Origin of the sequence: Aliiglaciecola sp. CAU 1673 (assembly GCF_029223185.1) — a bacterium.
Taxonomy (GTDB): domain Bacteria; phylum Pseudomonadota; class Gammaproteobacteria; order Enterobacterales; family Alteromonadaceae; genus Bowmanella.
In genome coordinates this window covers 22228-45202 of record NZ_JARHUG010000019.1, presented here as the reverse complement: position 1 = coordinate 45202, position 22975 = coordinate 22228, and the positions used below count along the sequence as shown (strand labels likewise).

Genomic DNA, 22975 nt, shown 5'->3' with positions numbered 1-22975 from the left:
TTAAGACAATAAGGCTGTAAAAGCGTAAACCGGCGGATAATCGCTCTTTAAAAATTTGCCCGCAACCGCCTGACTAAGGAAACCCAGCCGGATGGGACTGTTTTGGAATACGGCTATGACGGTGCAGGCAATAAAACCAGCCTGACTACCACTTATGGCAACGGCGACAGCCGCACCGAACTGTACGCCTATGACTCGCTAAATCGCCTGATAGCTGTCACCGATTATCAGAACCAGACCACCCGCTTCGACTATGACGCGGTGGGTAACCAAACCCATATCCACTACCCCAACGGCCTGGTGGCCGAGTACAGCTATAACAGCCTGAATCGGGTAACGTCAGTTGTTACCAAAGATGCCGACGGCAATCTGCTAAGTCGATATGCCTATAACCTTGACGCCACAGGCAGACGAATCGGCCTCAATGAGTTGGACGGGCGCAGCAGTGAATGGAATTACGATGAGCTTTATCGTTTAACCGATGAGGTTATCGCTGATCCAATCAACGGTGACCACAGCAGCAACTACAGCTACGACAACGTTGGTAACCGTACCCAGCGCACAGTAAATGGCATCGTCACCGAATATGTTTATGACGATAACGACAGGCTGATATCTTCAACAGAAGACGGTTTGGAAACTGTCTACGACTTTGATGCACAAGGAAATCTGCTGGAGCAGGCAGACGGCACAACCACCCAAACCTACAGCTATAACGCCCAGCACAAGCTGACCGGCTTTAGTGATGGCACTAATAGCCTCAGCTACCAGTACAACCCTGACGGTATCCGTATCGCTAAATCCTTAAACGGCGTTAAAACCCGCTATGTGGTGGATAGCAACCGCGACTATGCCCAGGTGATTGGAGAGATGGATAGCGCCAATACACTGCTCAAAGTTTATCTCTATGGCGATGATTTGATTGCCCAGGAAACGGATGGGGATTGGCGCTTCTATCACTATGACTCTCTCGGCACTACCAGGGACCTGTCCGATAGCACCGGCCAGTTGACTGACAGTTATGACTATGAGGCTTTTGGTGAACTGTTAGGAAAGGTAGGCGAGACAGACAACCAATATCTGTATACCGGCGAGCAATACGATCCTGAGTTAGATAACTACTATCTGCGGGCCCGTTATTATGATCAGGGTGTTGGGCGGTTTACGCAAATGGATGAGTGGCAAGGAAAAATTTGTCTGCCTATTTCGTTGAATAAGTATCTATACACTCATGCCGACCCAGTGAATAGCACCGATCCCTCTGGTAACGTAACAATTAATCAACAAATGACTTCTGCAAGTATTATTGGGCTACTTGCTGTTTCAGTCCACTCGCAAGTAAATATAAGTCTAGACAGAAATGCGATTTATTCATCCACTAGAAGTGGCGTGCGAGAAATATATTCCAGTCTGTCTGAGTCGGCTAAGAAGACTTTTTGTAGCTTATTCTTTGATAGTGAAAGTAGTGACTGTGACGACTTATGCGAAGAACAATATAAGATTGATGTATCGACTTGCAATGGAATTTCAAGAGTTCGAGGAAAACGTGCGGCTGCTCGTTGTTTTAGATCCGCTTCTGATAGGTATGCGGCTTGCTTAGCTGGTAAACCAAGTCCCCCGCTTGATACTTGGAGTAATTGATAATGAATAGTTTTGTGCATATTGTAGAGATCGACAAAGAGAAACAATTGATAGTTATTAATCGAAGGTTTGAAAATGGGCGTGTTGAATTGTATTCATCTATTGATATTCGTGAGCTTAAGAGCAATCCATTGTTGGCGATATTTATGATTGGTGAAAACATTTTGCTTGATACGGAAGAAGGTCGAGCGATTATTGATGAGGTTGTGAGCAAGGGAAACTATCCTAAAATTGAAGGTCTTCATGAGAATGATGCATTTTAGCTCTTTTTTAATTTAAAGCATGAATTAATACGCATCAAATTGATTTGAGAGACACTAGTTTGTACTCATACAATGGGCCTAAATCCCCAAGTGAGGGTGTTCAAAACTCTGTGTTAGCCTGTTTTTTAATCGCAGCTGATAATTGCTCTTTAAAAATTTGCCCGCAACCGCCTGACTAAGAAGACCCAACCGGACGGCACGGTACTGGAATATGGCTACGACGGCGCAGGCAATAAGACCAGCTTGACCACCACTTATGCTAACGGCGATAGCCGCACCGAGTTATACACCTATGACTCGCTAAATCGCCTGATAGCGGTCACCGACCATCAAAGCCAGACTACCCGCTTCGACTATGACGCGGGGGGTAACCAAACCCATATCCATTACCCCAATGGCTTGGTGGCTGAGTACAACTATGACAGCCTGAATCGGGTCACGGACGTCAGTACCAGGGATGCCGACGGCAATCTGCTAAGCCGCTATGCCTATAACCTTGACGCCACAGGCAGACGAACCGGCCTTACCGAGCTGGACGGGCGTAGCAGTGAGTGGAGTTATGTGAAAACTATCGCCTGATGGTAATTCGCGCAGCTGGATATTGTCTTCTTCGCCTTGCCCATAGCCATTCCTGCCAATACAGTTGGCGATCAGATCGAAAAAACGAACGAAAGTCCAGTAAGCATTAACATCCTCGTGGGGTTATGGTCTGACCCTACAAGGGCGGCAAATGGAAGGTGCAGCGAAAGGCATGGCTCAGCTCGGCTAGCAGGTCGGGATCCGTGTGTGCGCTGGCCGCCAAATAGAGATCTACATGGAGATTTTCCATCTCTTTGCGAAAATCGAAACTGGATGCACTCAGATCCGTGCTTTCCAACGTGGCGATAAAACCTGATCCGGTAATAGGATAAATATCACCGCGCTTTTTTAACAACATATTCAAAGCCTGGGCCGAGTCGTTTACATAGAGAATATTGACGCCTTCTACCATGCCAAGATCGAGAAAGTATTGGTTACTCGCTTCGTTACGCTTCAGTATCAAGGTATGCAGGGCAATATCAGATTCCGATTTCAGCACTATCTCTCGGCGTTCGGCCAGCGCCAGCAGATATACCCGCTCACTGCCTACTTTATGGATCCAGTGAAAGCTGTCCTCTCTCTCATCTGTTCTTGATATGGAGAATATCAGGGTATTGGGAGTTTCCAGCGCCGTTTGATAGGCTCTGGCCCAGGGCATAATGGCTGGCCTGAACTTCAGCCCCAAGATGGCGAATACCTGGCGGATTTGATCCGCGGCCACGCCTCGGATTTGACCATCCTTATCCAGGCGCTGATAAGGTGGCCAGACTTCGGTAACCAGTTGAAACGGCGTCAACTGAGAAGACGGATTAAGGCTGTTATCACATCCGGTATTGGCCACGGCTTTCCCGCCCAATATCAGTATCACCAACAGAAACAAACGCATTGGCTGTCGCAATTTGGTCGCATTGTTTTAACTATAGAACCCCTGTCTGCTGCACACCACAAAGCGCGAAAGCAGGAACATGTGATGTATTTCCTCACAGCGTAAAGCGGGGCATAACCATCTAAAGCGGAAGAATGAGCTAAAAAGGAGTTTGGTTTTGTCGAACTATACAAGTCCCCGTCAGGCAATTAGCGGGGACTTGTATATAAGAGACAGAATTGTAGCGTTTAGAGTTAGATTTACTTAGTCAGCAGATGCTGCACATTGGCCAAATCGGTTTTACCCTCGGCTAATTCTTCCGGGGTGAGTCCGGAGATCTCATGGGGGAACACCAGCCACTCATCGCTTTCATGCACAAAATAATCGGGCACCAGATTGGTTTTGTTGTTTTTGGGCTTGTACCAGGGACAGGCAATACGGATATCGTGGGGCATATTGCGACGGGACAACTTTTGGATCTGTGCGATTAACGCTTCCACACTGCGACCCGAGTCAAATACGTCATCCACAATCAGCAGGCTGTCTTCGGCATTGGCATTTTCAATCAGGTAATGCAGGCCATGCACTTTTATTTCCTTGGATTGTTGATTGATGCCGTAATAAGACGAAGTACGCACCGCGATATGATCGGTTTCCACCCCTTTAAAATCGAAATATTCCTGTACGGCGATGCCAATAGGAGCGCCGCCACGCCAGATGCCGACAATAAAATGGGGACGCAGGCCGTCTTCATAGACTTTGGCCGCCAAGCGGAAGGAGTCTTCCAGCAACTGCTGTGCGGTAATAAAGCGCTTGCTCATAGGTTAACCTTTGAATAGACCGGCCGGGCCGGGAAAAATGCTAGCCGCGTAGTCTAGCAGAAACTCGCCAGATTCGAAGATGCAGAGCATCACTGGGTTTAAATAATTCTGCCGCACGATTGCGTTTACGATATAATACTGCGCTTTTTTTAACCAGCAGGATAATGCCTCCGACTATGCAAGCCACCATCAAAGCCGAACGCTCGCTGTTTTCCTACCCCAAATATTGGGCCCATTGCTATGGAACAGCACCGTTTTTGCCCATGAGCCGCGCCGAGATGGATGAGTTGGGTTGGGACAGCTGCGACATTATCCTGGTTACCGGCGATGCCTATGTGGATCATCCCAGTTTTGGTATGGCGGTGATTGGCCGGGTGCTTGAATCCCACGGTTTTCGCGTTGGCATCATTGCTCAGCCAGACTGGCGCAGCAAAGATGCCTTTATGGCACTAGGCAAGCCGAATCTGTATTTCGGTGTCACCGCCGGCAATATGGATTCCATGATCAACCGCTATACGGCGGATAAAAAACTACGCCACGATGATGCCTATACACCAGGCGATGTGGGTGGAAAACGTCCGGATCGGGCAGTTACCGTGTATTCCCAGCGCTGCCGCGAGGCTTATAAAGACGTGCCCATTATTATCGGCGGTATCGAAGCCAGTTTGCGCCGTATTGCCCATTACGATTACTGGTCAGAAACCATCAAGCGTTCGGTGCTATTTGACGCCAAGGCCGATATGCTGATGTATGGCAATGCCGAGCGGCCTCTGATTGAAGTGACTCACCGCCTGGCGGCGGGGGAGAATATTGCCGATATCCGGGAAGTGCGCGGTACCGCCATTATTGTTAAGCAGGCCTTAGAGAACTGGCAGGGCGTGGATTCTACCCATTTGGATACGCCCGGCAAAATAGAGCCCATTCGTAACCCTTATCAGGTGGAAACCGACTGCGATACATCCAAGGATGTGAGCGCGGCCGAATCGGCAACAGAAGCCAAACCCGTGGTTGTTCAGGCCTACCAGCCTAAAGCCAAGTCCCAGGACGATAACCGTCGTAAGCCCTGGGAAAATGTCTATGTAAAGCTGCCGGCCTTTGAGGTGGTGAAAGACAACAAGGTGCTGTACGCCCATGCCTCGCGTATATTGCACCAGGAAACCAACCCCGGTTGTGCCCGTGCGCTGATGCAGCGCCATGGCGACCGTCATATCTGGATCAACCCACCGGCCATGCCGCTGGAAACCGAAGAAATGGATGCGGTATTCGATTTGCCTTACCAGCGGGTACCGCACCCGGTGTATGGCGATGCCAAGATCCCAGCCTATGAGATGATCCGCTTCTCCATCAATATTATGCGTGGCTGCTATGGCGGCTGTTCGTTCTGCTCCATCACCGAGCATGAAGGGCGCATCATCCAAAGCCGTTCAGAAGACAGTATCATTCGCGAGATAGAAGATATTCGCGACAAAGTCCCGGGTTTTACCGGGGTGATCTCCGATCTTGGTGGCCCTACCGCCAATATGTATCGCCTGCGCTGTAAAAGCCCCAAGGCCGAAGCCACCTGTCGCAGGCCTTCCTGCGTATACCCGTCTATCTGTGCCCATATGGATACCGACCATACGCCGACTATCAACCTGTATCGCCGCGCCCGTGAATTACCCGGCGTGAAGAAGATCCTGATTGCCTCCGGTGTGCGCTACGATTTGGCGGTCGAAGATCCCAACTATGTGAAAGAGCTGGCCCTGCACCATGTGGGCGGCTATTTAAAGATTGCCCCTGAGCATACCGAAGACGGCCCGTTGTCCAAGATGATGAAGCCCGGTATGGGCAGTTACTACCGCTTTAAGGAGCTATTCGATAAATACTCGCAGGAAGCGGGTAAGAAGCAGTATTTAATTCCCTATTTTATTGCCTCACACCCCGGTACGACCGACGAAGATATGCTGTCCCTGGCCATTTGGTTGAAGGAAAACCGCTTCAGATTGGATCAGGTGCAAAACTTCTATCCCTCGCCCATGGCAAGTGCCACCACCATGTACCATACAGGTGTGAATTCGTTGCGTAAGGTCAGTAAAGACAGCGAAGAGGTATTTTCAGCCAAGGGCGAAATCCACCGCCGTCTGCATAAAGCCATGCTGCGCTACCATGACCCGAAAAACTTCGCACAAATCCGCGAAGCGCTGATCAAAATGGGCCGCGAAGATTTGATTGGCCGTGGTCCGCAGCATCTGGTGCCGCCTGAATCTGCCGAAGAGCGCCGTCAAAAAGCGCCCAGAGCCAGACAAGGCGAAAAAGCCCTGACTAAACACACCGGCTTGCCGCCAAAGCCACAGTGGAAAGATAAGGAGACCAAAAGCCAAAAGGGCAAGGCTGAGCGCCGTGAAAAAGGGCAGGTTGATGCCAACAAAGACAAGCCTAAAGCCGTTGATAGGGCCGAGAACAAAAAACAGCCGGCGGTAACAAAAGGCAAGTCGTCACATAAAGGCGCTGGCAAACAGAAAAAGAAAACCCGGGAAGGAACGCAGCGCCGACCGGCTTAATACCAAGTCTTAGGCGGCGCGGGTTCGGTTACTACCGGCAGCGCCGTCTCCTGCTTACCGCCGGTAAAATACTGGACCGTGGTGCAAGACACCACGTCGCCCAGCACATTGACCGCAGTACGGCACATATCCAGGATGCGATCTACGCCGAGGATCAAAGCGATCCCCGCCGCCGGAATACCCACGCCTTCAAGCACCATACTTAAGATTATAATGCCGGCGCCTGGAGTAGCCGGTGAACCGATAGAGGCCGCCACCGCCATGGTCACAATAAACAGGTAACTGGTCAGGCTTAAATCCACGCCAAACACCTGGGCCAGAAACACCGTGGCCACCCCTTGGTACATGGCGGTGCCGGTCATATTGATGGTGGCGCCAAGGGGCACCAGAAAGCGGGCAATATCCGGCTTGATGCCCAGCTTGTTTTCGGTGACATCCAAAGTGATTGGCATAACCGCAGCGCTACTACTGGTGGAAAATGCCAACAGCAAGAGTTCACGGGTATGGGCGACAAAATCTTTCAATGCGCCATGCCAGGTGAGTTTGGCCACCACAAAATACAAGATGCCTACCAAAATTATCCCAAGCACCACGGTACCCACATAAATCAGCATACCGCCTAAGACTTCTATGCCTAAATTGGCCACCAACTTGGTGATCAGGCCAAATACCGCCAAAGGCGCCAATATCATGGCCCATGACACAATCCTAAGACTCACTTCCTGCAGGGCACCGAGCAGATCAAACAAGGGCTTAGATTGTTTGGCCGGAATAGACAGAAGGGCGGCGCCTAATACCGCAGCAAAGAGGATTACCTGTAGCATTTCACCGGAGGCCATCGACGCCAGTGGATTTTTAGGTACCAGCGCTGAGACTTTTTCTGGTAGCTCCGCCAACCCCGGAAACCCTGAGGCGACGGCGCTGGTTAAAGGTGCCGCCTTGGCATCGGCCAAAATACCGGCATCAATATAACTGCCCGGCTGGATATTGAGGGCCAATACAATGCCGATAGCGGCGGCCACGGCAGTAGAGCCGAAAATAAAGAGCAGGGCAATGACACCGTTTTTCTTAAGCGCATCAGGGTTGTTGCTGGCCGCCAGACCACGCACCACAGACGCCAATACCAAAGGCACCACAATCATCTGGATAATGGCCAGAAACAGCTGACCGGGCAGGGCCAACCAGGCGGTGATGACCTTTACCGTACTGCTGGATACCCAGCCCAAATCCGGCCCCAGGAGCACACCGAAAACCACCCCAAGAAACAAGGCAATCAGCACCTTCAGCCATAGCCGTCCCTCAATCAGCTTGTCAAACTGTTCGGTAAGTTGCACCACGGGTTGTAAGAAAAGCGGCAGGCTACGCATGGCAATCCCTTGATTTCAAAACGAATAGCATTGAGTCTACTTCAAGATCCCATGCATTGCAGAAAAGCCGAACGAAGCCTTGATCTGGAGCAAACCCAAGACAGAACTGCAAATAGAATCATTTGCCGGCTCTCAGCGAACAAGAGCAATTCTCTTCATGCCAACACCATTGCAGATGCAACAATCCAATCCATGCACTATGTTGTTTTGGCACAAAAAGCAAAATGCTCGGTATTCAATGGACCAACGCCCACAATACCGGGTAATAGAAAGCGGGAAAAATTAACAGGCAATGATTCTCTGGAGAAGGACAACAGTGGTGTGTCATGCAACCCAATAAACAAGATGGATAAAACAGGGCGGGACTGAATATGGACACGAGATCATTCTTTCTCGGCTTGCTGGCCATCAGTGTGGTGTGTTTGGCGGCTGCCATCAGTTTTTTTGCCCTTAAACTGGCGGATTTAAATGCTCAGATCCCCAGGGCGATCATAGAGGTGGAGAAAACGGCAAGGCAAATCGAGGCGCTGATAGCAGAAGCTGAGCAACTAAGGGCACCGGTACCAGATATTTTGCAAGAAGTGTCCCTGACCAGAGAACAAGTACCGCTGATTCTGCAGGAGATAGCAGCCGTCAGGCAGCACTTCCCGGCGATTCTTGAGGAGATTAATGCCATCAACCACCATATTCCCGGCGTGCTGGCGGAGGCTGAAGCCGTGCGTCTGATGGTTCCATCGATACTGGATGAAGTGGAAACAACCCGTGAAGCTCTTCCGCCAATGTTGTCGCAAGCGGACAACATTGTCAGAGAAGCCAAACAGATTGGCAAGGTTGCCACCGAGGGTGCGGTGACAGGAGTATTGTCAGGCATTGTCAAAATGCCCTTTGAGTTTCTCGGCGGATTAGGCAAAGCCCTGTTTAACAGCGGCGTAACGGAAACGGCGGCCATTACAGAGCAGGATTTGGCTTTACTCAGGAAAAACACCGCTATCTTGTTACAGACCGATAGGGCTATCAACGCCCTTAGTTGGTCCAATCCGCAATCAGGTCGAAGCGGCGTGATATCACAAAAGCAATACATACCGGCAGAGGGTGAAATGTGCCGCTTGCTCAATTATCAAATTAAACAACACGACACAAACACCATCGATAAAGACGTCACCTTTTGTCTGGACCAAGAAGCAAACTGGAAGCCTGTTTTGCGCTAGCGACCAATACCGATAAGGACCCCTCCGACTATGAAATCACCTAATAATCTGAAGAGAGTTATGTTGCTTTGTTGCAGTCTGTCAGTGCTGCAAATAGATGATGGACGGGCCCAGAGTTTACTAGATAGCAATATGTCAGATCCCAATGTGATGCAATGGATGCAGGGTTTTCCGCCTCCCGAACACAAACGCATTATGCAGCCTGAATCTGATTTCTTCAGTTTTCCCAAGATGCGCTGGACGGTTTGCCATATTCGCGAGTTGATGCCCACTAAACAGGTTTCACGGGGCCTTGGCGCCCCCAAGGCCCTGGAGTATGACTTAGACCCCGGTATTGACGATATAAGCTTTATGCCAACGGGCAGCAATACCCAAATGACATGGCAAGAATCGCTGTCGGCCAACTATACCGATGGCATCTTGGTGTTGCACAAAGGCAAAGTGGTATACGAAAGGTATTTGGGCTGTCTGGATGAATTGGGCAAACATGCCGCTATGTCAATGACCAAGTCGATAACGGGCCTATTGGCGGAAATCCTGGTGGTCGAAGGCAAATTGGATGAAAGTGCCAGGGTAGACAGCATCATTCCGGAACTTAAAAACAGCGCCTTTGGTAGCGCCACGGTGCGCCAGGTAATGGATATGACTACGGCGCTGGATTACAGCGAGGACTATGCCGATCCTAATGCCGATATCTGGCAATACTCAAGAGCGGCAAGCCCTTTACCTAAAGCCAAAGACTATGTGGGGCCCAATGGCTATTTCGAATATCTGCAAGGCGTCCGCAAGTCTGGGGAGCACGGCCAGGCCTTTGGCTACAAAACGGTAAATTCCGATGCGCTGGGATGGATTATTTCTCGGGTATCAGGACAGGATTACACCAGGCTATTATCAAAGCGCATTTGGCAGAGGATAGGGGCAGAGCAGGATGGCTATATGACAGTGGATGCCCTGGGTACGCCATTTGCCGGCGGTGGTCTCAGTGCAGGACTGCGCGATCTTGGACGACTCGGTTTGTTGATGCTTAATGGCGGCAAGCTTTATGGTGAGCAACTCTTTCCTAAGCAGGTCGTCGACAATATTCGCGCTGGGGGCGACAAACAGGTTTTTACCAAGGCCGGATATGCCTCCTTGGTAGGAGGAAGTTATAAAAGTATGTGGTGGCTGCTACACAATAAGCACGGCGCCTATTCAGCAAGGGGCGTACATGGACAGACCATTTATATAGATCCTGTCGCGCAAATGGTTGTTGTGCGTTTTGCATCCTTCCCTAAAGCTAAAAATGCCCATATAGATCCAACTTCTTTGCCGGCATTTGAGGCTCTGGCGGCGTATTTACTCAAGAAGTGATAGCATAGCTATTCAATTCCTGGTCAATGCTGGCCGCCGGGATTGATCTATCGCAAGTGGCGAAAAAGGTTTAGGTACTACACTGCTCAGTATTGCCATGTAATTCCAGATACAGGTCAATGCGAAAAACGAACGAGCGCTTAAATGCATCACGCCTTGCGCCTGAAATAAGGTCTATGCTTCGTCTGGCCAGCTATGCTCCCTCCAGCCATAACACCCAGCCCTGGCGCTTTGGCGTTAAGGACTCAACCATTTACCTTTTTGCCGATGACAGCCGGGCCCTGCCAATCAATGATCCTCAAGACCGTGAGCTGATGATTAGCTGTGGTTGCGCACTGATGAATCTGCGCCTTACTGCGGCAAGTTTGGGTTTTGATGCCAAGATTCAGCTTTTTCCCGATGACCTTAAGCCTGAACTTGTGGCCAGTGTTTTGATATCAGAGACAAGCTTTAGCCCTGTTCAGGAAGGCATGCTTGCCAGTTATATGGATAAGCGACGTACTCATCGCAAGCCTTTCAAAGAAGAAACCATCCCATCACTAGTGCGACAAGACATAGAGAAAGCGGCGAATTGGGAAGGCATCTACCTGGTGTGGCTGGACAATGGGTCGCATAAACATCAAATAGCGGAACTGGTACAACGGGGTGATGAAATTCAGTGGAACAATCCAGCCTGGCGGCATGAACTGGCTGCCTGGATACACGCCAAACAGCAAGGCGATGGATTGGCGGTGTCACGCTTGCTGGCGCCCTTGGCAAAAATGGCGGTACGTTTCCTGAATATGGGTAAGGGCATTGGCGCTAAAGATAAGCAATTGGTCGAGGGAGCTCCTTTACTGCTGCTTCTATGCAGCCAGGGCGATAGCAGAGAAGATTGGCTTTGCACCGGCCAGGCATTGCAACGACTATTGCAGCAAGGTTGCCAGCACGGGTTACAAAGTGCTTATTCAAATCAACCTATTCAGATTGCCGCGCTTAGACAGGAACTTAGCGAACTATTAGGTGAAGCCCACCCTCAAATATTGCTGCGTATGGGATATCCGGCCCAAGAGTTGCCGGCCAGTTCCAGACGTCACCTCGACGATTTGCTGGTCAGTGTATGAGTACGTCTGTGTTTTTCATATCCATTGTCATTCTGTTGCTGCTGGTCTTGGCCATTGGCGTATTTCGGTGGTATCAGTTTGGTCAGCGACTGCAAGAACGTCTGTTGCTGCACCGTCAAAAGAGGCCGGTTTGTCGGGCGGATGTTACTGAGTTGCGTGATCTTCCGGATATAGTACAGCGATTTTTTTGCATGGCCTTAAAGGACAAGCAGTCGGTGGTGGAGCGTATCGAGGTTATGCACCAAGGCACCTTCAACATGGGCAAAGATAAGAAAGATTGGAAGCCCTTCACATCTGATCAGATTGTCACAACCTCGCGCCCCGGCTTCGATTGGTACGGCAAAATAAAGGTGGCACCGGGGCTTTGGGCCTGGGTGCATGATGCCTACGTGGCAGGTGAGGGGATATTAAAAGCCAGCCTGTGGGGTATTCTGCCCTTAGTGCGCCTGCAGGATAAGCAAGAGATCGCCAAAGGCGAACTGATGCGCTATCTGGCTGAAGCGGCTTGGTATCCCTCAGCATTGCTGCCCAGCCAGGGTGTCCAATGGCAGGCAGAAGATGCCAACAGTGCCTGGGCCAGCCTGGTTGACGGCGATGTCAGCGTCAGTTTGCGGTTTACCTTTAACGACAGAGGCGAAATTACCCGAGTCTATTCGCCTGCAAGGGGGCGTTTCGATGGAAAAAACTGTGTACCCACCCCCTGGCAAGGGCGTTTTTGGAACTACCAGGAGCGAAACGGAATGCGTATTCCAATGCAAGGCGAAGTGGCTTGGCTAACCGAGTCCGGCGAGAAACCCTATTGGCGGGGAAGAATTACCGCTATTCACCATGACTTCGCGAATGTTTAAAACAAGAGAAAATAATGGCAGATGTAATTTTAGAAACGGTGATTACCTGTCCTTATTGTGGGCATAGTAAAGAAGAAATCATGCCCACCAACGCATGTCAGTTTTTCTATGAATGCCAGTCTTGTAAAACCCTGTTAAAACCTAAACCTGGTGATTGTTGTGTGTATTGCTCTTACGGCACGGTGAAATGTCCACCGGTTCAGAAGGGCGATTGTTGCTGCTGATAACCAGCGCCTTTCTCTGGGATTGACTGCGATTAGGTGTTTTTCTGCATCAGATGTACCAATTCAAACAGCTCAGTTTTTCGGGGGAAACTGGCGGCGAGGTTAAGATAACTGGCCGATATACTGAGGAAAAGTGTCAGCAGGCAATATAAGATGGGCCCAATTGGATTGGCCACAAGGGAAACACAACATGGAAGAACTCGCGCGTAATATATGGATATATGATGGCGAATCCGTGCCGTTTTTTTGTTTGCCCTATTCTACCCGTATGACGGTAGTTCGACTCAGCAGCGGCGAGCTGTGGGTGCATAGCCCCATCCGCTTAACCTCCGCCATTAAAGTCCAGCTTGAATCTCTGGGTAAGGTTACTTACCTGATAGCCCCAAATCAATTGCACCACCTTTTTTTGCCGGATTGGCAAACAGCCTATCCCAGCGCACAAGCTTACGGTACCGATGAAGTTATTAAGAAACGCACTGACATTGATTTTAGCGGTTCGTTAAACGCCTCATGCAGCTGGCCGTGGCAAGGGGAGATCGAACAGCTGCTATTTTCCGGCTCACCGGCGATGCAAGAGTGCGTGTTTTTCCATAAGGATTCCAAAACCCTGGTGGTAACGGATTTGGTGGAAAACTTTTCCGGCCATGAATTTAACTGGTGGCAAAAGATCCTTGCCAAGGGCGCGGGTATTCTTGCGCCAAAGGGCAAGACGCCGCTGGATTGGCGTTTAAGCTTTATATTCGGCAAAACCCAGGCCCGCCATCACTTTGAAAAAATGTTGTCTTGGCAGCCGAAAATATTAGTCATGGCCCACGGCGAAGTCGTAAAGGAAAATACCGAGGCGTTTCTGGCTAAGTCATTTAGTTGGTTGAAGTAGGCTTAACTACGCAGTGAGACCCACGGAGCAAGACCATAAGATCAGAACTGCCCTGTGTCTTTGTGATTCAACCCATTACTCACGGGAATGCAGCCCCAAACGATTCCCCTCGGTATCCAAAAATAAACCAATAAAGCCATGCTCACCGATGGGCATTTTTTCCTGCACAGTTTTGCCGCCGGCCTTCTCAATCTTATTTAGGGTCTGCGTGACTTCTTCGACGCTAAAATAGACCAAAATGCCTTGGCTGATGGGTTGGTAGCCCGCACCTTTGACCAAAGCGCCGCTGCAATTGGGCTGCTCATGGTCAAAAGGAAACATGGCCATTTTTTCCGGGCCCATGTCCATCATTTCAAAACCGTAGCCAAATGCGGACTGATAGAAGGCCTTTGCGCGTTCCATATCGGTGACCGGAATTTCAAACCAGCCTACAGGATTGGGGTTCATACTAGTTCTTCTTTGATTGATTAAGGCTTGTAAAGTGTAGTTTAAACAAAGGGCCGTGATGTCATCGGAGGAATGCAGAAAACTGGGCCAACATGAGATGTTGACCGGTAATTAATGCCCAAACAGTTAACCGTTAATACGATTATAAAAAAACGCAACCAGATAGCCCCAGACAAAGAAAAGGGCGGCCAAGGCCGCTCCCCCCAGCAACAAGCCAATCAGCCCCATCTGCCAATCGCCTTGCTGCATATCGCTATGCATCATCATATTCATTGGACCGGGCAGCAACCATAGCAAAATGGCAAGCACCAGATAGAACACCAATGCCGCCCCCGCCCAGGCAAGGGCGAAGGGTAAAGTAGATAGTTTCATGGGTTTCTCCAATCAAATTGGTTAAACAACCGTTATTTCCCCGCGATACATCTGCATCTGGCAATGAAAGGGATAGTTTCCCTTATCCAGGCGAGGAAGTTGTATACGGACAGATTTACCCAGGGGCAGGGTTTCGCTCAGCTCAAGGCTGGGAAATACCACCAGCTCTGCACAGGGCGACGCGTCCTCTCGCTGAAATACCAACGTTATCGGTGTGCCGGCCTTAAGGGTAAGTTTGGCCGGTTGATAGCTGCCATCCTTCACCAAAATTTTTACCTGTCCATCGCTCACCGGCTGGCTTTCCGCCTTATACAGCCAAAACCACCAGATAATCAGGCCAATCAGGGCCAAACCCAACAGATTCACCAGCATCATGATCTTTCCCCTTGTCCCACTTTGAATAACCTCAGGCGATTGGCATTACTGACCACCGTCAGTGATGAAAAGGCCATGGCCGCACCGGCTATCACCGGGCTTAACAAAAGGCCAAAGAAAGGGTAGAGCAGTCCCGCCGCAATCGGGATCCCGGCCACGTTGTAGATAAAGGCGCCAAACAGGTTTTGTTTAATATTGCCAAGGGTGGCTTTGCTCACCGCAATGGCATCGGCCAGGCCGTGCAGTGAGCCGCGCATCAGGGTGATGTCGGCGCTTTCAATGGCCACATCGGTACCGGTGCCGATGGCAAAACCCACATCGGCTTTAGCCAGGGCTGGGGCATCGTTAATGCCGTCGCCGGTCATCGCCACAATGGCGCCGGATTGCTGTAAGGCTTCGATTTTCGCGGCTTTGTCCTGTGGCAACACCTCGGCAATAAAATCATCAATACCCACCTGGTGGGCAATGGCTTTGGCGGTGGCCTGGTTATCGCCGGTCAGCATCACCAGGCGAATGCCCAGTGCCTGCAGACGTTTTATGGCGGAAACAGAGTCGGTTTTTACCGGATCAGCCACGGCAATAATGGCCACCAGTTTGCCGTCTTTGGCAAAATACATGGGCGTCTTTGCCTGCTCGGCCAGTTGCTGGGCCTGCTGTCTGCCGTCACCCAATTCAACAGATTTGTCCTGCATCAGCTTGTGGTTGCCGAAAAGTAGCCGGGACCCTGCCAGTTCGCCTTCCACACCTTGGCCGGTGATGGCATTAAAGCTCTGGATTTTCGCCGGTGTGATGCCTTTCTCTTTGGCCGACTCCACAATAGCCTGGGCCAGGGGATGCTCAGAGCCTGCTTCCAGGCTGGCGACGTCTTTTAGCACCTGGTCCTGGTCTGTGTCATTAAACACCACTATATCGGTAACCTTAGGCTTGCCCTCGGTGACGGTGCCGGTTTTATCCAAAACCATGACTTCAATCTTCGAGGCCAGTTGCAGGGCTTCACCGTTTCGGATCAGCACTCCGGCTTCGGCGGCTTTTCCCACGCCGACCATCACCGACATCGGCGTAGCCAGGCCCAACGCACAAGGACAGGCAATAATCAGTACCGTGGTCGCGGCGATGACCGCATAAGCCACACTAGGGTCGGGACCAAAGTTAAGCCAAATTAAGGCGCTTAGGATGGCAATGATCATTACCACCGGCACAAAGTAAGCGGCGATGCTATCGGCCAGCCTGCCAATGGGTGGTTTGGCATTTTGCGCCCGTTTTACCATATTGATAATTTGCGCCAGGGCGGTATCTTTGCCCACCCGGGTGGCTTTAAATAACAAGCTGCCGCTTTTGTTCAAGGTACCGGCCACCACCTCATCGCCGGTGGATTTTTGCACCGGCATGGGCTCACCGGTGAGCATGGATTCATCGATACTGGATTGGCCTTCAATGACCTCGCCGTCTACCGGGATTTTTTCACCGGGGCGCACCCGCAAAACCTGGCCTTTTTGCACCTGGTCTATAGCAATATCCCGTTCTTGATCGTCTTCAACCAGTCTTGCGGTTTTGGCTTGCAAACCGATCAGGCGCTTGATGGCTTGCGAGGTCTTGCCACGGGCTTTAATCTCCAGCGCCAGGCCCAAATCAATCAAACCGATGATCATCGCCGTAGCCTCAAAATAGACGTGGCGGGCCAACTGCGGCAGCCATTCGGGAAACATCACGACCATCATGGAATACACCCAGGCTGTGCCTGTACCCAGGGCAATCAGGGTGTCCATATTGGCATTATGATTTTGCAGGGATTTCCAGGCACCGATATAAAAATGTCTACCCGATACAACCATCACCGCCAGGGTCGCCAGTCCCACTAAGCCCCAGCCCAGACGTTGGGTCTCATTGTGGATGGACATTTCACCGCCCAGCATGCCGTAGAGCATCAGCGGAATACCTAAAGCCAAGGCCACAGTAGTATGCCGAAGCAGGGTTTTGTAGTACTGCCAGTCGGCCTTTTCCTTTTCCTCAAGCAAGTCGGCCGACTCGCTATGTTCGGCGGTTTTGGCGTGATAACCGGCTTTTTCCACGGCACTAATCAGGTCTTGCGTCTGGGCATTGCCCACAACCCGTACTGAGCGATCGGCAAAATTCATCTGCGCCTTTTCAACGCCGGGCACAGCGTTAAGGGCGGTTTCAATCTTGTTCACGCAACTGGCGCAACTGGCACCGTCAATAAGCAACAATTGTTCGGTAGATGAATGTGAATGTTCAGCATGGGAATGTCCGGCATGGGAATGTCCGCCGCGTTCTGGATGGTCACTGTTATGCTGCAGTTCACAGGCATCTTGTTGGTTATCACTGGATGGCTCAGGTTCAGGATGGCAGGCCTGTCCATTGTCGGGCTTAACATTGTCATGCTTTTCGTGATGATGGCTTTCACATGCCGAATCATCCGGTGTTTTGTGCTTGGATGAGTGGCAGCAGTACGGGTTGCTGCCTTGTTTAGTGTCGTTTTCCATCGAATTTTTCACTTCTTGGGTATCGGATGGAGTATTGCAGCCACTTGATTTTTGAGCGGTCATGCTGATTCTCCCTTTCTCGCGCTAACGCCTTCGATTAAGTGGCAAATCATCTGACCTGTGGGTGGGGTATCAGGCAACGTTGACCAAGCCGCTTTGGCGGCTTTCATCTGTGCCAGTAACTGCTGCATATCCGCCAGGCGCTGCTCCATTTGCGCCAGGCGTTTATCAATCATGTCCCGAGCGTGGGGGCAGGGGCTTTGACCTTTGTCGGCATCGGCCAAAAGCTGTTTTACATCGTCCAGCGAAAAACCCAGCGCCCTGGCGCTTAATACGAATTTCATGCGCCTGACATCTTGCGCACCAAACTGCTGATAGCCGTTATCCTGGCTACGGTTGGGACTGATAAGCCCAATTCGCACATAGTACCTGAGCGTATCGCGACTGATATTCAGCGCGTCGGCTAGCTGAGCAACCTGCATAGTGTTAATCCTCATGTCATTTAGATGGAAGGTTCAGATTGGTTCTGGTCTACACATCCTCTGTTGATAACTCCACATTGGAGCATCTATGGTTCACTTTAAACCTATGAGTTGCTCACAGCTCAAGCCTTACTATTAAAATATTTAATCACCAGATATTGCTGATTACATTCAGTTTGACCAGTGAATATGCTTAATTTTCCAGCCAGCATCGGTCTTCACCAGTACCATGGTTTCCATCCCCTTATAATCAACCTCCTTATCTTTGTATTGGCCGGTCACATGACTGACAGACAGCGAATAAGCGCTATCCTGATTGACCTGCACATGGTGCTCCAGGGGTTGGCTGTGAACGGCGGCCAGATATTTCATATCTGCCTGCATATGGTGGGCGGCATATTCAGCAGCAGAACGCTCGATACCGCCACCCTCATAAATCACCACATCGTCGGCAAGCAGGGTTTTGGCCTGTTCGGCATTCCCAGTGGTCAGTGCCTGGTGAAAGGCTTGCACGACCTTGGCAGCTTCACTTTCCAGCCCGCTGAATTGACCGGCTTGCGGTGCCGGGTTTTGCTCGTGGGCGTTGGCGGACGCCATCAGTAGGGCTAAGGCCAATACATTTATGGTTTTTAACATTGCATGTCTCCTGTTGTTTTAATGTGCATGTCCGTTGTCGTCAGTACGACTGGTTAAAATCTGATATTCGCTTGCTGATAACTCCGGTAAGCGATTAATAAAGGCCACCATACTCCAGATACGCTCATCATCATGACCTGGCGCCCAGGACGGCATGCCCGAGGCCTTGATGCCATGTTTGATGATCCAAAAGGTGCGCTGATTTTCTGTTGTTGAAATCTGGCCGGATTTGGCCTCGGTCAGATTCGGCGGCGCAGGGTAGAGTCCCAGGGTGAAGTCGCTCTGCGCTTTCGCCGGCTGTAAATGGCAACCGGAGCACATTTCATGGTAGTCCGGACCGCCGGCCAGCAATCGTTCGGGGCTGTCCAAATCCCCGGGCACGCTGATATCTGCAGAGGCCCTGGCAATAGAGCGCTCACGCAGGGTTTCCAGGGCCCAATAGGTCAAGGCATGGTGTTTGTTATCGGCCCCGATGGGGTACCAACCACTGTAAACAAAGCCCAGTATCCCGGCCAGGATCAGCAGAATAACAACGAGCAGGCACTTGGCGCAGGAAAACGTATTTTTGTTCATAAAAATCAAATCTTTGGGAAGTTAGGGCCCCGAAAAAGGGGGCCCGTTGTTGGCCTTAGTGTTGATGTTCCGATTTTTCTTTAGCGGCATCCTTATGCTGGCTGTGATCCTGGCCTTCCATGCCTTTCATCTCACCCATGTCGTGCATCTGTGCCATGCACTTTTTCATCATGGCCTGATGCACCGGGTTGTTCATGTCCATTTTCTCGTGATCCATGTCTTTCATGGCTTCACAGTTGGGTTTTTCGCTGTCTTTCATATGCTCTTTGGGATCATGGGCTTGGACCGTTAAAGACAAGCCTGCCAAGCCAGCGACGAACAGAAGTTGTTGTAGTGTTTTCATCGTATTTCTCCAGAGTAATCTTAATTAGAACCAGAAACGGATACCCGCCACATAACGTGTGCTATCCGCTTTTTCATTGCCGATTTCGGCAAATTCTTCGGTTTTGCCATATTGGTTGCGCCACTCAATACCAACATAGGGCGCAAATTGGCGGGACACTTCATAACGTAATCTGAGGCCGACCGCGCTACTGGATAAACCACTACCTAAGTGGTTTTCCACATCATCCTTGCCGTAAATGGTCAGCTCTGCACGGGGTTGTAAAACCCAACGTTGGCTTAGTAATAACTCATACTCGGCTTCCAGTGCCAATGCCGTGCGTCCACCGCTGCCCAAATAGGCGGTCACATCCAGCTCAAACCAATAGGGGGCCAAGCCTTGCAGTCCGGCGGCCAGCCACTCTCGGTTCTCACCATCATCATAAACATCCAGGCGTACCCCAATCTGGGCATCAAAATAAGCGGTGTGGGCCCTGGACCACAGAAACTCGGTTTGACTTTCTTCCCAGTCTCCCTTACTCAATTCGCCTTCCGCCTTAATCACTAAACGGTTGAAGGTGGTGCCAACCCAGCCCTGGAGATCGTATTCAAGAATTTCGCCTTTACTGGCATACTCGAAACGATCACCGATGACAGACCAGAAGATATGTTCATCGGCCAGCACCAGTTGCCGCGGAGCTGGCATAGCATACGGCCCCTCTGTCAGGGTAAAGCCGCCTGAATAGGCATGGGGATCCCTTGCATCTGGTGGTGCTTCGCCGCCTTGCATTTGCATGTCACGATGCTCCATTGCAGGCGGTTCTGACTTGTCGGTCATGCTGTGCCCACTATGTGCACTGTGATCCTGCTGGCCCAGTGCTGCCGTGGCCAAGAGTGTCAGCCCAATACCCAGACTAAGCGTTGCATTCTTCAGGCTTGTCATGCCACCACCACCTCGCGGAACATGCCCGCGTCCATATGAAACAGCAAATGACAATGCCAGGCCCAACGGCCCAGATCATGTGGCGTGGTTAAAAAACTAATGCGCTGGGCCGGCTGCACCGGGATGGTATGACGCCTGGCCGACAGCTCGCCGTTGTCCGTTTCCAGATCACTCCACATACCGTGGAGGTGCATGGGGTGGGTCATCATCGTGTCGTTTTGTAAGATCACCCGGATACGCTGACCATGGGGCATAAACACTGGCGTACTCTGGCCAAACTCCAGGCCATCGATAGACCAACTGTAACGCTCCATATTACCGGTCAGGTGCAACTCAATCTCGGTGTCAGGTATACGTTTGTCATCGAGCACGTCAGCACGGCTTCTTTGGTCGGCCAGGGTCAGCACCCGGCGCTGATTGTCACGAAGACCTATGCCCGGATCGTCCAGATTGGTACGCGGCATATCCAACCGCATATCCACTGACGGACCATATTCGGTGCGAGCATGGCGAACCGACTGGGAAGGTTTTCGCAGTGGATTGTGGGCCATTTTGTGTTGGCTGTGATCCATGGCCATGGCGCCATGCATCTTATGCTTATCATGCTCGCCGCGTTGTGCACTTTGATGTTGTGCGTGTCCGTCCATACTGTGTCCGGCGTGCTGCATCTTGCCCATCATATCCTCCATGGTCAGCCATTGAGGCTTATCCAGCATAGGCACCGGCGCACTGAGGCCGGCTTGCACCGCCAGGGTGCCTTTGGCGTAGCCAGTGCGATCCATGGATTGGGCAAAGATAGTGTGCGCATCGTCGCTGGGCTTTACCAGCACATCGTAGGTTTCACCCGGACCAAAGCGGAATTCATCTACGCTGACCGGCTCCAAATCCTGACCGTCGGCAGCGATCACGGTCATCTTAAGGCCGGGAATACGCACATCGAAAAAGCTGTTGCTGGCGCCGTTGATAAAACGCAACTTGATGGTTTCACCGGGTTTAAAAATGCCTGTCCAGTTGCCGTTGGCAGGTTGGCCGTTAAGTAAAAAGGTTAACGTGGAGGCAGAAAGATCGGCCAAATCCGTCGGATTCATGCGCATTTCATTCCACATTTTGCGCATGGCCAACGCATCACTTAATCCGTAACGGGACATATCGGCAAAGAAATCCCGCACCGTGGGCTGGTTGTAATTGTAGTAATCGCTTTGCTGCTTAAGTTTGGCAAACACCGCCATGGGATCTTCGTCGGTCCAATCGGAAAGCTGCACCACAAAATCCCTGTCAGCCTTGGCAGATTCAGCCTGTCCGGGCAGGATGATAATGGCGCCGTACATGCCGGTCATTTCCTGAAAGCCGGTATGGGAGTGATACCAATAGGTGCCGTTTTGCTGGACCTTAAACTGATAAGTGAAGGTTTGTCCGGGGGCGATACCGGCAAAGCTGATGCCGGGTACGCCGTCCATCTGATAAGGCAGAATGATGCCGTGCCAGTGGATGGAGGTGGGTTTATTCATCTGGTTTTTAACCCGTAAGGTGACAGTCTCACCCTCTTTCCAGACTAGGGTAGGGGCGGGAATCGAGCCGTTTATGGTAGTGGCCATACGGCTTTGTCCGGTAAAATTTACCGGCGTTTCGTCTATCACCAAATCAAATTCCGTGCCCGTGAGGGTAGCCGGACTTTGTGTCCCATAGACTGTTCCGGGGCCGGCAACCACCGCTCCCGGTAGGCCTAAACTCAATGCCACCGAGCCGGAAACCAGCCCTTGCACAAACCGTCGGCGGGGAAGATTAGGAAAGCAGTTGTCGGTCACCTTGTTGACTCTTGGATGCTGAGAATTCCTAAAGCTTAGTGTCTGTGGGCTGACAGTGACATGACGGCAAGATGACAAAGATGTAATGAAGCGGTAATGCAGATGACGGCATTCACTGCTAGTGTGGAAAACATATTCAAGTGACGACAGATGCTATGCGACTACTGGTAATTGAGGATGAAGTAAAGATTGGCGACTACTTGAAAAAAGGACTGGAAGAGGCTGGTTTCCTTGTGCAGCTGTGTCGCAACGGATTAGACGGTTATCATTTTGCCGCCAGCGAAGTTTTTGATTTGGTGATCCTTGATGTGATGCTGCCGGACATTAATGGTTGGCAAATTCTGAAACGCATACGTGAAAAAGACGCAGATGTTCCGGTGATGTTTTTAACGGCCAGAGACCGGTTGGAAGACAAAATCAATGGCTTGGAAGCCGGTGCCGACGACTATTTGGTGAAACCTTTTGCCTTTGCCGAATTACTCGCCAGAGTGCGCACCTTGTTGCGCAGGGGAGCTAAACAAAGTCAACCCGACAGGCTTGAGATAGAAGATCTGATGTTAGATCTGCCTAAACACAAAGCCTTTCGCCACCAACAGCGACTAAATCTGACCAACAAAGAGTTTGCCCTGCTTGAACTGCTGGCAAGGCATCGTGGTGAAGTACTCACGCGCTCGTCAATTGCTTCGCAAGTCTGGGATATGAATTTCGACAGTGATACTAATGTCATTGATGTGGCCATTAGGCGTCTGAGGGCGAAAGTGGATGATCCCTATGAATTAAAGCTCATCCACACCGTAAGGGGAGTAGGTTATAAACTGGATGTGGAAGCCTGAT

24 protein-coding genes are annotated in these 22975 nt (G+C 50.9%); 11 read left to right on the top strand and 13 right to left on the bottom strand.

Going from position 1 to position 22975, the window contains the following annotated elements:
• Positions 1-69: 69 nt before the first annotated feature.
• From P2G88_RS16735 to P2G88_RS16725, 3 genes are all read left to right on the top strand, one after another.
• A complete protein-coding gene (locus P2G88_RS16735) occupies positions 70-1641 on the top strand; it encodes an RHS repeat-associated core domain-containing protein (RefSeq protein WP_275798094.1) in 1572 nt (523 codons plus the stop codon).
• A 2-nt stretch (positions 1642-1643) separates the two neighbouring features.
• A complete protein-coding gene (locus tag P2G88_RS16730) occupies positions 1644-1904 on the top strand; it encodes a hypothetical protein (RefSeq protein WP_275798041.1) in 261 nt (86 codons plus the stop codon).
• Between the two features lie 171 nt (positions 1905-2075).
• Positions 2076-2483 carry an RHS repeat domain-containing protein gene (locus tag P2G88_RS16725; protein WP_345798885.1) on the top strand — a complete coding sequence of 136 codons (408 nt, stop codon included), beginning with the start codon at positions 2076-2078 and terminating at the stop codon, positions 2481-2483.
• A gap of 136 nt (positions 2484-2619) precedes the next feature.
• On the opposite strand, the gene P2G88_RS16720 is transcribed toward P2G88_RS16725, so the two are convergent.
• Positions 2620-3369 carry a transporter substrate-binding domain-containing protein gene (locus tag P2G88_RS16720; RefSeq protein ID WP_275798037.1) on the bottom strand — a complete coding sequence of 250 codons (750 nt, stop codon included), beginning with the start codon at positions 3367-3369 and terminating at the stop codon, positions 2620-2622.
• Between the two features lie 239 nt (positions 3370-3608).
• Positions 3609-4169: a phosphoribosyltransferase family protein gene (locus P2G88_RS16715; protein WP_275798035.1), complete on the bottom strand. Its 561-nt coding sequence runs from the start codon at positions 4167-4169 to the stop codon at positions 3609-3611.
• Positions 4170-4345: 176 nt separating this feature from the next.
• On the opposite strand from P2G88_RS16715, the gene P2G88_RS16710 reads away from it, so the two are divergent.
• Positions 4346-6709: a YgiQ family radical SAM protein gene (locus P2G88_RS16710; RefSeq protein ID WP_275798033.1), complete on the top strand. Its 2364-nt coding sequence runs from the start codon at positions 4346-4348 to the stop codon at positions 6707-6709.
• On the opposite strand, the gene P2G88_RS16705 is transcribed toward P2G88_RS16710, so the two are convergent.
• Positions 6706-8076 carry a dicarboxylate/amino acid:cation symporter gene (locus tag P2G88_RS16705; protein ID WP_275798031.1) on the bottom strand — a complete coding sequence of 457 codons (1371 nt, stop codon included), beginning with the start codon at positions 8074-8076 and terminating at the stop codon, positions 6706-6708. The genes P2G88_RS16710 and P2G88_RS16705 overlap by 4 nt on opposite strands.
• 371 nt (positions 8077-8447) lie before the next feature.
• On the opposite strand from P2G88_RS16705, the gene P2G88_RS16700 reads away from it, so the two are divergent.
• The 6 genes from P2G88_RS16700 (at position 8448) to P2G88_RS16675 (ending at position 13686) form a co-directional block, all read left to right on the top strand.
• Positions 8448-9284, top strand: a complete 837-nt coding sequence (locus P2G88_RS16700; RefSeq protein WP_275798029.1) for a hypothetical protein — start codon at positions 8448-8450, stop codon at positions 9282-9284.
• A 132-nt stretch (positions 9285-9416) separates the two neighbouring features.
• A complete protein-coding gene (locus P2G88_RS16695) occupies positions 9417-10634 on the top strand; it encodes a serine hydrolase (protein ID WP_275798027.1) in 1218 nt (405 codons plus the stop codon).
• A gap of 176 nt (positions 10635-10810) precedes the next feature.
• Entirely contained in the window at positions 10811-11737 is a 927-nt protein-coding gene (locus P2G88_RS16690) for a hypothetical protein (RefSeq protein ID WP_275798025.1), read from the top strand.
• Positions 11734-12585 carry a DUF6544 family protein gene (locus tag P2G88_RS16685; protein ID WP_275798023.1) on the top strand — a complete coding sequence of 284 codons (852 nt, stop codon included), beginning with the start codon at positions 11734-11736 and terminating at the stop codon, positions 12583-12585. The genes P2G88_RS16690 and P2G88_RS16685 overlap by 4 nt, the downstream gene beginning before the upstream one ends.
• 14 nt (positions 12586-12599) lie before the next feature.
• Positions 12600-12809 (top strand): GDCCVxC domain-containing (seleno)protein, encoded by a 210-nt coding sequence (locus tag P2G88_RS16680; RefSeq protein ID WP_275798021.1) that lies wholly within the window; start codon positions 12600-12602, stop codon positions 12807-12809.
• Positions 12810-12999: 190 nt separating this feature from the next.
• Complete coding sequence (locus tag P2G88_RS16675; RefSeq protein ID WP_275798019.1) at positions 13000-13686, top strand: DUF4336 domain-containing protein; 687 nt, start codon at positions 13000-13002, stop codon at positions 13684-13686.
• A 75-nt stretch (positions 13687-13761) separates the two neighbouring features.
• Here the strand turns inward: P2G88_RS16675 and P2G88_RS16670 are convergent, their stop codons facing one another.
• The 10 genes from P2G88_RS16670 to P2G88_RS16625 all read right to left on the bottom strand — a co-directional run bounded on the left by P2G88_RS16670 (position 13762) and on the right by P2G88_RS16625 (position 22141).
• Positions 13762-14133, bottom strand: a complete 372-nt coding sequence (locus P2G88_RS16670; protein ID WP_275798017.1) for a VOC family protein — start codon at positions 14131-14133, stop codon at positions 13762-13764.
• A gap of 126 nt (positions 14134-14259) precedes the next feature.
• Complete coding sequence (locus P2G88_RS16665; protein WP_275798016.1) at positions 14260-14505, bottom strand: DUF5676 family membrane protein; 246 nt, start codon at positions 14503-14505, stop codon at positions 14260-14262.
• A gap of 21 nt (positions 14506-14526) precedes the next feature.
• Positions 14527-14880: a cupredoxin domain-containing protein gene (locus tag P2G88_RS16660; RefSeq protein ID WP_275798013.1), complete on the bottom strand. Its 354-nt coding sequence runs from the start codon at positions 14878-14880 to the stop codon at positions 14527-14529.
• Positions 14877-17444, bottom strand: coding sequence for a heavy metal translocating P-type ATPase (locus P2G88_RS16655; protein ID WP_275798011.1), 2568 nt, complete (start codon positions 17442-17444; stop codon positions 14877-14879). The genes P2G88_RS16660 and P2G88_RS16655 overlap by 4 nt, the downstream gene beginning before the upstream one ends.
• Positions 17441-17863, bottom strand: a complete 423-nt coding sequence (locus P2G88_RS16650) for a MerR family DNA-binding protein (protein ID WP_275798008.1) — start codon at positions 17861-17863, stop codon at positions 17441-17443. Before P2G88_RS16650 ends, P2G88_RS16655 begins: the two co-directional genes overlap by 4 nt.
• A 171-nt stretch (positions 17864-18034) precedes the next feature.
• Positions 18035-18499 carry a nuclear transport factor 2 family protein gene (locus tag P2G88_RS16645; protein WP_275798006.1) on the bottom strand — a complete coding sequence of 155 codons (465 nt, stop codon included), beginning with the start codon at positions 18497-18499 and terminating at the stop codon, positions 18035-18037.
• An 18-nt stretch (positions 18500-18517) separates the two neighbouring features.
• Positions 18518-19072: a cytochrome c gene (locus P2G88_RS16640; RefSeq protein ID WP_275798004.1), complete on the bottom strand. Its 555-nt coding sequence runs from the start codon at positions 19070-19072 to the stop codon at positions 18518-18520.
• A 55-nt stretch (positions 19073-19127) separates the two neighbouring features.
• The gene (locus tag P2G88_RS16635; RefSeq protein WP_275798002.1) at positions 19128-19415 is read right to left on the bottom strand and encodes a hypothetical protein; all 288 of its coding nucleotides are present in this window, start codon (positions 19413-19415) and stop codon (positions 19128-19130) included.
• A gap of 24 nt (positions 19416-19439) precedes the next feature.
• A complete protein-coding gene (locus tag P2G88_RS16630; RefSeq protein ID WP_275798000.1) occupies positions 19440-20336 on the bottom strand; it encodes a copper resistance protein B in 897 nt (298 codons plus the stop codon).
• Positions 20333-22141, bottom strand: a complete 1809-nt coding sequence (locus P2G88_RS16625) for a copper resistance system multicopper oxidase (protein ID WP_275797998.1) — start codon at positions 22139-22141, stop codon at positions 20333-20335. Before P2G88_RS16625 ends, P2G88_RS16630 begins: the two co-directional genes overlap by 4 nt.
• Positions 22142-22296: 155 nt before the next feature.
• Between P2G88_RS16625 and P2G88_RS16620 the strand changes: the two genes are divergently transcribed.
• Complete coding sequence (locus P2G88_RS16620; RefSeq protein ID WP_275797996.1) at positions 22297-22974, top strand: heavy metal response regulator transcription factor; 678 nt, start codon at positions 22297-22299, stop codon at positions 22972-22974.
• Position 22975 lies beyond the last annotated feature (1 nt).

Bases quoted from the DNA above. Each gene is read 5' to 3' on its own strand.
- P2G88_RS16730 (WP_275798041.1), top strand. From the start codon at position 1,644: ATGAATAGTTTTGTGCATATTGTAGAGATCGACAAAGAGAAACAATTG.
- P2G88_RS16720 (WP_275798037.1), bottom strand. From the start codon at position 3,369: ATGCGTTTGTTTCTGTTGGTGATACTGATATTGGGCGGGAAAGCCGTG.
- P2G88_RS16715 (WP_275798035.1), bottom strand. From the start codon at position 4,169: ATGAGCAAGCGCTTTATTACCGCACAGCAGTTGCTGGAAGACTCCTTC.
- P2G88_RS16710 (WP_275798033.1), top strand. From the start codon at position 4,346: ATGCAAGCCACCATCAAAGCCGAACGCTCGCTGTTTTCCTACCCCAAA.
- P2G88_RS16705 (WP_275798031.1), bottom strand. From the start codon at position 8,076: ATGCGTAGCCTGCCGCTTTTCTTACAACCCGTGGTGCAACTTACCGAA.
- P2G88_RS16700 (WP_275798029.1), top strand. From the start codon at position 8,448: ATGGACACGAGATCATTCTTTCTCGGCTTGCTGGCCATCAGTGTGGTG.
- P2G88_RS16695 (WP_275798027.1), top strand. From the start codon at position 9,417: ATGTCAGATCCCAATGTGATGCAATGGATGCAGGGTTTTCCGCCTCCC.
- P2G88_RS16690 (WP_275798025.1), top strand. From the start codon at position 10,811: ATGCTTCGTCTGGCCAGCTATGCTCCCTCCAGCCATAACACCCAGCCC.
- P2G88_RS16685 (WP_275798023.1), top strand. From the start codon at position 11,734: ATGAGTACGTCTGTGTTTTTCATATCCATTGTCATTCTGTTGCTGCTG.
- P2G88_RS16680 (WP_275798021.1), top strand. From the start codon at position 12,600: ATGGCAGATGTAATTTTAGAAACGGTGATTACCTGTCCTTATTGTGGG.
- P2G88_RS16675 (WP_275798019.1), top strand. From the start codon at position 13,000: ATGGAAGAACTCGCGCGTAATATATGGATATATGATGGCGAATCCGTG.
- P2G88_RS16670 (WP_275798017.1), bottom strand. From the start codon at position 14,133: ATGAACCCCAATCCTGTAGGCTGGTTTGAAATTCCGGTCACCGATATG.
- P2G88_RS16665 (WP_275798016.1), bottom strand. From the start codon at position 14,505: ATGAAACTATCTACTTTACCCTTCGCCCTTGCCTGGGCGGGGGCGGCA.
- P2G88_RS16660 (WP_275798013.1), bottom strand. From the start codon at position 14,880: ATGATGCTGGTGAATCTGTTGGGTTTGGCCCTGATTGGCCTGATTATC.
- P2G88_RS16655 (WP_275798011.1), bottom strand. From the start codon at position 17,444: ATGACCGCTCAAAAATCAAGTGGCTGCAATACTCCATCCGATACCCAA.
- P2G88_RS16650 (WP_275798008.1), bottom strand. From the start codon at position 17,863: ATGCAGGTTGCTCAGCTAGCCGACGCGCTGAATATCAGTCGCGATACG.
- P2G88_RS16645 (WP_275798006.1), bottom strand. From the start codon at position 18,499: ATGTTAAAAACCATAAATGTATTGGCCTTAGCCCTACTGATGGCGTCC.
- P2G88_RS16640 (WP_275798004.1), bottom strand. From the start codon at position 19,072: ATGAACAAAAATACGTTTTCCTGCGCCAAGTGCCTGCTCGTTGTTATT.
- P2G88_RS16635 (WP_275798002.1), bottom strand. From the start codon at position 19,415: ATGAAAACACTACAACAACTTCTGTTCGTCGCTGGCTTGGCAGGCTTG.
- P2G88_RS16630 (WP_275798000.1), bottom strand. From the start codon at position 20,336: ATGACAAGCCTGAAGAATGCAACGCTTAGTCTGGGTATTGGGCTGACA.
- P2G88_RS16620 (WP_275797996.1), top strand. From the start codon at position 22,297: ATGCGACTACTGGTAATTGAGGATGAAGTAAAGATTGGCGACTACTTG.